The following is a 9,144-nucleotide window of genomic DNA, read 5'->3' as shown; positions in this document are numbered from 1 at the left end:
TATGTTAAAAACATGATCACCGGTGCTGCTCAGATGGACGGCGCGATCCTGGTAGTTGCTGCGACTGACGGCCCGATGCCGCAGACTCGTGAGCACATCCTGCTGGGTCGTCAGGTAGGCGTTCCGTACATCATCGTGTTCCTGAACAAATGCGACATGGTTGATGACGAAGAGCTGCTGGAACTGGTTGAAATGGAAGTTCGTGAACTTCTGTCTCAGTACGACTTCCCGGGCGACGACACTCCGATCGTTCGTGGTTCTGCTCTGAAAGCGCTGGAAGGCGACGCAGAGTGGGAAGCGAAAATCCTGGAACTGGCTGGCTTCCTGGATTCTTACATTCCGGAACCAGAGCGTGCGATTGACAAGCCGTTCCTGCTGCCGATCGAAGACGTATTCTCCATCTCCGGTCGTGGTACCGTTGTTACCGGTCGTGTAGAACGCGGTATCATCAAAGTTGGTGAAGAAGTTGAAATCGTTGGTATCAAAGAGACTCAGAAGTCTACCTGTACTGGCGTTGAAATGTTCCGCAAACTGCTGGACGAAGGTCGTGCTGGTGAGAACGTAGGTGTTCTGCTGCGTGGTATCAAACGTGAAGAAATCGAACGTGGTCAGGTACTGGCTAAGCCGGGCACCATCAAGCCGCACACCAAGTTCGAATCTGAAGTGTACATTCTGTCCAAAGATGAAGGCGGCCGTCATACTCCGTTCTTCAAAGGCTACCGTCCGCAGTTCTACTTCCGTACTACTGACGTGACTGGTACCATCGAACTGCCGGAAGGCGTAGAGATGGTAATGCCGGGCGACAACATCAAAATGGTTGTTACCCTGATCCACCCGATCGCGATGGACGACGGTCTGCGTTTCGCAATCCGTGAAGGCGGCCGTACCGTTGGCGCGGGCGTTGTAGCAAAAGTTCTGAGCTAATTGCCGATAACATTTGACGCAATGCGCACTAAAAGGGCATCATTTGATGCCCTTTTTGCACGCTTTCGTACCAGAACCTGGCTCATCAGTGATTTTCTTTGTCATAATCATTGCTGAGACAGGCTCTGTTGAGGGCGTATAATCCGAAAAGCTAATACGCGTTTCGATTTGGTTTGCCTCGCGATCGCGGGGTGAAAATGTTTGTAGAATACTTCTGACAGGTTGGTTTATGAGTGCGAATACCGAAGCTCAAGGAAGCGGGCGCGGCCTGGAAGCGATGAAGTGGGTCGTTGTGGTGGCATTGCTCCTGGTGGCAATTGTCGGCAACTACCTTTATCGCGACATTATGCTGCCGCTGCGTGCGCTGGCCGTAGTAATTCTGATTGCTGCAGCGGGTGGTGTCGCGCTGTTAACGACAAAAGGTAAAGCAACCGTTGCTTTTGCCCGTGAAGCGCGTACCGAAGTCCGTAAGGTCATTTGGCCGACTCGCCAGGAAACATTGCACACCACGCTGATTGTGGCTGCGGTTACCGCAGTAATGTCACTGATCCTGTGGGGACTGGATGGTATTCTGGTTCGCCTGGTATCCTTTATCACTGGCCTGAGGTTCTGAGATGTCTGAAGCTCCTAAAAAGCGCTGGTACGTCGTTCAGGCGTTTTCCGGTTTTGAAGGCCGCGTAGCAACATCGCTGCGTGAGCATATCAAATTACACAACATGGAAGATTTATTTGGTGAAGTCATGGTACCAACCGAAGAAGTGGTTGAAATCCGTGGCGGTCAGCGTCGCAAAAGCGAACGCAAATTCTTCCCTGGTTACGTCCTCGTTCAGATGGTGATGAACGACGCTAGCTGGCACCTGGTGCGCAGCGTACCGCGTGTGATGGGCTTCATCGGCGGTACTTCCGATCGTCCTGCGCCAATCAGCGATAAAGAAGTCGATGCGATTATGAACCGCCTGCAGCAGGTCGGTGATAAGCCGCGTCCGAAAACGCTGTTTGAACCGGGTGAAATGGTCCGTGTTAATGATGGTCCGTTCGCTGACTTCAACGGTGTTGTTGAAGAAGTGGATTACGAGAAATCTCGTCTGAAAGTGTCTGTTTCTATCTTCGGTCGTGCGACCCCGGTAGAACTTGACTTCAGCCAGGTTGAAAAAGCCTAACCCAGCGATCAAAAAAGCGGCGATTTAATCGTTGCACAAGGCGCGAGATTGGAATACAATTTCGCGCCTTTTGTTTTTATGGGCCTTGCCCGTAAAACGATTTTTTATATCACGGGGAGCCTCTCAGAGGCGTTATTACCCAACTTGAGGAATTTATAATGGCTAAGAAAGTACAAGCCTATGTCAAGCTGCAGGTTGCAGCTGGTATGGCTAACCCGAGTCCGCCAGTAGGTCCGGCTCTGGGTCAGCAGGGCGTAAACATCATGGAATTCTGCAAAGCGTTCAACGCAAAAACTGATTCCATCGAAAAAGGTCTGCCGATTCCGGTAGTAATCACCGTTTACGCTGACCGTTCTTTCACTTTCGTTACCAAGACTCCGCCGGCAGCAGTTCTGCTGAAAAAAGCGGCTGGTATCAAGTCTGGTTCCGGTAAGCCGAACAAAGACAAAGTGGGTAAAATTTCCCGCGCTCAGCTGCAGGAAATCGCGCAGACCAAAGCTGCCGACATGACTGGTGCCGACATTGAAGCGATGACTCGCTCCATCGAAGGTACTGCACGTTCCATGGGCCTGGTAGTGGAGGACTAAGAAATGGCTAAACTGACCAAGCGCATGCGTGTTATCCGCGAGAAAGTTGATGCGACCAAACAATACGACATCAACGAAGCTATCGCTCTGCTGAAAGAGCTGGCGACTGCTAAATTCGTAGAAAGCGTGGACGTTGCTGTTAACCTCGGCATCGACGCTCGTAAATCTGACCAGAACGTACGTGGTGCAACTGTACTGCCGCACGGTACTGGCCGTTCCGTTCGCGTAGCCGTATTTACCCAGGGTGCAAACGCTGAAGCTGCTAAAGCTGCAGGCGCTGAACTGGTAGGTATGGAAGATCTGGCTGACCAGATCAAGAAAGGCGAAATGAACTTTGACGTTGTTATTGCTTCTCCGGATGCAATGCGCGTTGTTGGCCAGCTGGGCCAGGTTCTGGGTCCGCGCGGCCTGATGCCAAACCCGAAAGTGGGTACTGTAACGCCGAACGTTGCTGAAGCGGTTAAAAACGCTAAAGCTGGCCAGGTTCGTTACCGTAACGACAAAAACGGCATCATCCACACCACCATCGGTAAAGTGGACTTTGACGCTGACAAACTGAAAGAAAACCTGGAAGCTCTGCTGGTTGCGCTGAAAAAAGCAAAACCGACTCAGGCGAAAGGCGTGTACATCAAGAAAGTTAGCATCTCCACCACCATGGGTGCAGGTGTTGCAGTTGACCAGGCTGGCCTGAGCGCTTCTGTAAACTAATGCCTTTACGTGGGCGGTGATTTTGTCTACAATCTTACCCCCACGTATAATGCTTAATGCAGACGTATATCCGAGATATTCGGGTTGTGGCAAGGCGGCAACTGAGTGAGTCGCCAGGAGCATAGCTAACTATGTGACTGGTGCGAACGAAGGAAGCCAACGCCGCCACAAGCTGAATAGCGACGGATAGAAAAGATTTGTTCGTTGGAGCCTGGCCTATCCAGGCCTCCGTCGAAGACCGCAGGAGTTTCGCAAGAAACTTAATCCCCTGCGTAGACGGTGACAGAACGCTAAGATTATTCTTTTATATTCTGGCTTGTTTCTGCTCACCGTAATTAAGACGCTCTCTCCGTTTGGAGGAGTGAAGTGAGTTCCAGAGATTTTCTCTGGCAAACATCCAGGAGCAAAGCTAATGGCTTTAAATCTTCAAGACAAACAAGCGATTGTTGCTGAAGTCAGCGAAGTAGCCAAAGGCGCGCTGTCTGCAGTAGTTGCGGATTCCCGTGGCGTAACTGTAGATAAAATGACTGAACTGCGTAAAGCAGGTCGCGAAGCTGGCGTATACATGCGTGTTGTTCGTAACACCCTGCTGCGCCGTGCTGTTGAAGGTACTCCGTTCGAGTGCCTGAAAGACGCGTTTGTTGGTCCGACCCTGATTGCATACTCTATGGAACACCCGGGCGCTGCTGCTCGTCTGTTCAAAGAGTTCGCGAAAGCGAATGCAAAATTTGAGGTCAAAGCCGCTGCCTTTGAAGGTGAGCTGATCCCGGCGTCTCAGATCGACCGCCTGGCAACTCTGCCGACCTACGAAGAAGCAATTGCACGCCTGATGGCAACCATGAAAGAAGCTTCGGCTGGCAAACTGGTTCGTACTCTGGCTGCTGTACGCGATGCGAAAGAAGCTGCTTAATCGCAGTTATCTTTTTAACGCATTCGCTTACGTATAAACTTATTCTGATATTCAGGAACAATTTAAATGTCTATCACTAAAGATCAAATCATTGAAGCAGTTGCAGCTATGTCTGTAATGGACGTTGTAGAACTGATCTCTGCAATGGAAGAAAAATTCGGTGTTTCCGCTGCTGCTGCTGTAGCTGTAGCTGCTGGCCCGGTTGAAGCTGCTGAAGAAAAAACTGAATTCGACGTAATTCTGAAAGCTGCTGGCGCTAACAAAGTTGCTGTTATCAAAGCAGTACGTGGCGCAACTGGCCTGGGTCTGAAAGAAGCGAAAGACCTGGTAGAATCTGCACCGGCTGCTCTGAAAGAAGGCGTGAGCAAAGATGACGCAGAAGCACTGAAAAAATCCCTGGAAGAAGCTGGCGCTGAAGTTGAAGTTAAATAAGCCAACCCTTCCGGTTGCAGCCTGAGAAATCAGGCTGATGGCTGGTGACTTTTTGGTCACCAGCCTTTTTGCGCTGTAAGGCGCCAGTAGCGTTTCACACTGTTTGACTACTGCTGTGCCTTTCAATGCTTGTTTCTATCGACGACTTAATATACTGCGACAGGACGCCCGTTCTGTGTAAATCGCAATGAAATGGTTTAAGCGTGATAGCAACAGGCATTGCGGAAAGTGTTCCATTTTCCGGTCAACAAAATAGTGTTGCACAAACTGTCCGCTCAATGGACAGATGGGTCGACTTGTCAGCGAGCTGAGGAACCCTATGGTTTACTCCTATACCGAGAAAAAACGTATTCGTAAGGATTTTGGTAAACGTCCACAAGTTCTGGATGTACCTTATCTCCTTTCTATCCAGCTTGACTCGTTTCAGAAATTTATCGAGCAAGATCCTGAAGGGCAGTATGGTCTGGAAGCTGCTTTCCGTTCCGTATTCCCGATTCAGAGCTACAGCGGTAATTCCGAGCTGCAATACGTCAGCTACCGCCTTGGCGAACCGGTGTTTGACGTCCAGGAATGTCAAATCCGTGGCGTGACCTATTCCGCACCGCTGCGCGTTAAACTGCGTCTGGTGATCTATGAGCGCGAAGCGCCGGAAGGCACCGTAAAAGACATTAAAGAACAAGAAGTCTACATGGGCGAAATTCCGCTCATGACAGACAACGGTACCTTTGTTATCAACGGTACTGAGCGTGTTATCGTTTCCCAGCTGCACCGTAGTCCGGGCGTCTTCTTTGACTCCGACAAAGGTAAAACCCACTCTTCGGGTAAAGTGCTGTATAACGCGCGCATCATCCCTTACCGTGGTTCCTGGCTGGACTTCGAATTCGATCCGAAGGACAACCTGTTCGTACGTATCGACCGTCGCCGTAAACTGCCTGCGACCATCATTCTGCGCGCCCTGAACTACACCACAGAGCAGATCCTCGACCTGTTCTTTGAAAAAGTTATCTTTGAAATCCGTGATAACAAGCTGCAGATGGAACTGGTGCCGGAACGCCTGCGTGGTGAAACCGCATCTTTTGACATCGAAGCTAACGGTAAAGTGTACGTAGAAAAAGGCCGCCGTATTACTGCGCGCCATATTCGCCAGCTGGAAAAAGACGACGTCAAACTGATCGAAGTCCCGGTTGAGTACATCGCAGGTAAAGTGGTTGCTAAAGACTATATTGATGAGTCTACCGGCGAGCTGATCTGCGCAGCGAACATGGAGCTGAGCCTGGATCTGCTGGCTAAGCTGAGCCAGTCTGGTCACAAGCGTATCGAAACGCTGTTCACCAACGATCTGGATCACGGCCCATATATCTCTGAAACCTTACGTGTCGACCCAACTAACGACCGTCTGAGCGCACTGGTAGAAATCTACCGCATGATGCGTCCTGGCGAGCCGCCGACTCGTGAAGCTGCTGAAAGCCTGTTTGAGAACCTGTTCTTCTCCGAAGACCGTTATGACCTGTCTGCGGTTGGTCGTATGAAGTTCAACCGTTCTCTGCTGCGCGAAGAAATCGAAGGTTCCGGTATCCTGAGCAAAGACGACATCATTGATGTTATGAAAAAGCTCATCGATATCCGTAACGGTAAAGGCGAAGTCGATGATATCGACCACCTCGGCAACCGTCGTATCCGTTCCGTTGGCGAAATGGCGGAAAACCAGTTCCGCGTTGGCCTGGTACGTGTAGAGCGTGCGGTGAAAGAGCGTCTGTCTCTGGGCGATCTGGATACCCTGATGCCTCAGGATATGATCAACGCCAAGCCGATTTCTGCAGCAGTGAAAGAGTTCTTCGGTTCCAGCCAGCTGTCTCAGTTTATGGACCAGAACAACCCGCTGTCTGAGATTACGCACAAACGTCGTATCTCCGCACTCGGCCCAGGCGGTCTGACCCGTGAACGTGCAGGCTTCGAAGTTCGAGACGTACACCCGACTCACTACGGTCGCGTATGTCCAATCGAAACCCCTGAAGGTCCGAACATCGGTCTGATCAACTCTCTGTCCGTGTACGCACAGACTAACGAATACGGCTTCCTTGAGACTCCGTATCGTAAAGTGACCGACGGTGTTGTAACTGACGAAATTCACTACCTGTCTGCTATCGAAGAAGGCAACTACGTTATCGCCCAGGCGAACTCCAACCTGGATGAAGAAGGCCACTTCGTAGAAGACCTGGTAACTTGCCGTAGTAAAGGCGAATCCAGCTTGTTCAGTCGCGACCAGGTTGACTACATGGACGTATCCACCCAGCAGGTGGTATCCGTCGGTGCGTCCCTGATCCCGTTCCTGGAACACGATGACGCCAACCGTGCATTGATGGGTGCGAACATGCAACGTCAGGCCGTTCCGACTCTGCGCGCTGATAAGCCGCTGGTTGGTACGGGTATGGAACGTGCTGTTGCCGTTGACTCCGGTGTAACTGCGGTAGCTAAACGTGGTGGTGTCGTTCAGTACGTGGATGCTTCCCGTATCGTTATCAAAGTTAACGAAGACGAGATGTATCCGGGCGAAGCAGGTATCGACATCTACAACCTGACCAAATACACCCGTTCTAACCAGAACACCTGTATCAACCAGATGCCGTGTGTGTCTCTGGGTGAACCGGTTGAACGTGGCGACGTGCTGGCAGACGGTCCGTCCACCGACCTCGGTGAACTGGCGCTTGGTCAGAACATGCGCGTAGCGTTCATGCCGTGGAATGGTTACAACTTCGAAGACTCCATCCTCGTATCCGAGCGTGTTGTTCAGGAAGACCGTTTCACCACCATCCACATTCAGGAACTGGCGTGTGTGTCCCGTGACACCAAGCTGGGGCCGGAAGAGATCACCGCTGACATCCCGAACGTGGGTGAAGCTGCGCTCTCCAAACTGGATGAATCCGGTATCGTTTACATTGGTGCGGAAGTGACCGGTGGCGACATTCTGGTTGGTAAGGTAACGCCGAAAGGTGAAACTCAGCTGACCCCAGAAGAAAAACTGCTGCGTGCGATCTTCGGTGAGAAAGCGTCTGACGTTAAAGACTCTTCTCTGCGCGTACCAAACGGTGTATCCGGTACGGTTATCGACGTTCAGGTCTTTACTCGCGATGGCGTAGAAAAAGACAAGCGTGCGCTGGAAATCGAAGAAATGCAGCTCAAACAGGCGAAGAAAGACCTGTCTGAAGAACTGCAGATCCTCGAAGCGGGTCTGTTCAGCCGTATCCGTGCTGTGCTGGTAGCCGGTGGCGTTGAAGCTGAGAAGCTCGACAAACTGCCGCGCGATCGCTGGCTGGAGCTGGGCCTGACCGACGAAGAGAAACAAAATCAGCTGGAACAGCTGGCTGAGCAGTATGACGAACTGAAACACGAGTTCGAGAAGAAACTCGAAGCGAAACGCCGCAAAATCACCCAGGGCGACGATTTGGCACCGGGCGTGCTGAAGATTGTTAAGGTATATCTGGCGGTTAAACGCCGTATCCAGCCTGGTGACAAGATGGCAGGTCGTCACGGTAACAAGGGTGTAATTTCTAAGATCAACCCGATCGAAGATATGCCTTACGATGAAAACGGTACGCCGGTAGACATCGTACTGAACCCGCTGGGCGTACCGTCTCGTATGAACATCGGTCAGATCCTCGAAACCCACCTGGGTATGGCTGCGAAAGGTATCGGCGACAAGATCAACGCCATGCTGAAACAGCAGCAAGAAGTCGCGAAACTGCGCGAATTCATCCAGCGTGCGTACGATCTGGGCGCTGACGTTCGTCAGAAAGTTGACCTGAGTACCTTCAGCGATGAAGAAGTTATGCGTCTGGCTGAAAACCTGCGCAAAGGTATGCCAATCGCAACGCCGGTGTTCGACGGTGCGAAAGAAGCAGAAATTAAAGAACTGCTGAAACTTGGCGACCTGCCGACTTCTGGTCAGATCCGCCTGTACGACGGCCGCACTGGTGAACAGTTCGAACGTCCGGTAACCGTCGGTTACATGTACATGCTGAAACTGAACCACCTGGTCGACGACAAGATGCACGCGCGTTCCACCGGTTCTTACAGCCTGGTTACTCAGCAGCCGCTGGGTGGTAAGGCTCAGTTCGGTGGTCAGCGTTTCGGGGAGATGGAAGTGTGGGCGCTGGAAGCATACGGCGCAGCATACACCCTGCAGGAAATGCTCACCGTTAAGTCTGATGACGTGAACGGTCGTACTAAGATGTATAAAAACATCGTGGACGGCAACCATCAGATGGAGCCGGGCATGCCAGAATCCTTCAACGTATTGTTGAAAGAGATTCGTTCGCTGGGTATCAACATCGAACTGGAAGACGAGTAATTCTCGCTCAAACAGGTCACTGCTGTCGGGATAAAACCCGGCAGCGGATTGTGCTAACTCCGACGGGAGCAAATC

8 protein-coding genes are annotated in these 9,144 nt (G+C 51.5%); all 8 read left to right on the top strand.

The genetic code is table 11. The features are described from left to right. On the top strand, positions 1-924 hold a 924-nt coding region (gene tuf / locus D9738_RS24305), incomplete at its 5' end, for an elongation factor Tu (protein ID WP_024253150.1). 229 nt (positions 925-1,153) lie between these two features. Continuing rightward, entirely contained in the window at positions 1,154-1,537 is a 384-nt protein-coding gene (secE, locus tag D9738_RS24300) for a preprotein translocase subunit SecE (RefSeq protein ID WP_001275702.1), read from the top strand. A 1-nt stretch (position 1,538) separates the two neighbouring features. Further along, on the top strand, positions 1,539-2,084 hold the full coding sequence (nusG, locus tag D9738_RS24295) for a transcription termination/antitermination protein NusG (protein ID WP_001287516.1): 546 nt from the start codon (positions 1,539-1,541) through the stop codon (positions 2,082-2,084). Positions 2,085-2,242: 158 nt separating this feature from the next. After that, positions 2,243-2,671, top strand: coding sequence for a 50S ribosomal protein L11 (gene rplK, locus D9738_RS24290; protein WP_001085926.1), 429 nt, complete (start codon positions 2,243-2,245; stop codon positions 2,669-2,671). Positions 2,672-2,674: 3 nt separating this feature from the next. Further along, positions 2,675-3,379: a 50S ribosomal protein L1 gene (gene rplA / locus D9738_RS24285; RefSeq protein WP_001096684.1), complete on the top strand. Its 705-nt coding sequence runs from the start codon at positions 2,675-2,677 to the stop codon at positions 3,377-3,379. A gap of 412 nt (positions 3,380-3,791) precedes the next feature. Beyond that, positions 3,792-4,289 (top strand): 50S ribosomal protein L10, encoded by a 498-nt coding sequence (rplJ, locus tag D9738_RS24280; protein WP_001207201.1) that lies wholly within the window; start codon positions 3,792-3,794, stop codon positions 4,287-4,289. Between the two features lie 66 nt (positions 4,290-4,355). Next, the gene (gene rplL / locus D9738_RS24275; protein WP_000028879.1) at positions 4,356-4,721 is read left to right on the top strand and encodes a 50S ribosomal protein L7/L12; all 366 of its coding nucleotides are present in this window, start codon (positions 4,356-4,358) and stop codon (positions 4,719-4,721) included. A gap of 319 nt (positions 4,722-5,040) precedes the next feature. Then, a complete protein-coding gene (gene rpoB / locus D9738_RS24270) occupies positions 5,041-9,069 on the top strand; it encodes a DNA-directed RNA polymerase subunit beta (RefSeq protein WP_000263098.1) in 4,029 nt (1,342 codons plus the stop codon). The last annotated feature ends 75 nt before the right edge of the window (positions 9,070-9,144 follow it).

The organism is Escherichia sp. E10V5, from assembly GCF_004212315.1.
Classification (GTDB): domain Bacteria; phylum Pseudomonadota; class Gammaproteobacteria; order Enterobacterales; family Enterobacteriaceae; genus Escherichia.
The sequence above is the reverse complement of the archived record's forward strand: the minus strand, read 5'-3'. Positions and strand labels throughout refer to the sequence as shown.

Bases quoted from the DNA above. Each gene is read 5' to 3' on its own strand.
- secE (WP_001275702.1), top strand. From the start codon at position 1,154: ATGAGTGCGAATACCGAAGCTCAAGGAAGCGGGCGCGGCCTGGAAGCG.
- nusG (WP_001287516.1), top strand. From the start codon at position 1,539: ATGTCTGAAGCTCCTAAAAAGCGCTGGTACGTCGTTCAGGCGTTTTCC.
- rplK (WP_001085926.1), top strand. From the start codon at position 2,243: ATGGCTAAGAAAGTACAAGCCTATGTCAAGCTGCAGGTTGCAGCTGGT.
- rplA (WP_001096684.1), top strand. From the start codon at position 2,675: ATGGCTAAACTGACCAAGCGCATGCGTGTTATCCGCGAGAAAGTTGAT.
- rplJ (WP_001207201.1), top strand. From the start codon at position 3,792: ATGGCTTTAAATCTTCAAGACAAACAAGCGATTGTTGCTGAAGTCAGC.
- rplL (WP_000028879.1), top strand. From the start codon at position 4,356: ATGTCTATCACTAAAGATCAAATCATTGAAGCAGTTGCAGCTATGTCT.
- rpoB (WP_000263098.1), top strand. From the start codon at position 5,041: ATGGTTTACTCCTATACCGAGAAAAAACGTATTCGTAAGGATTTTGGT.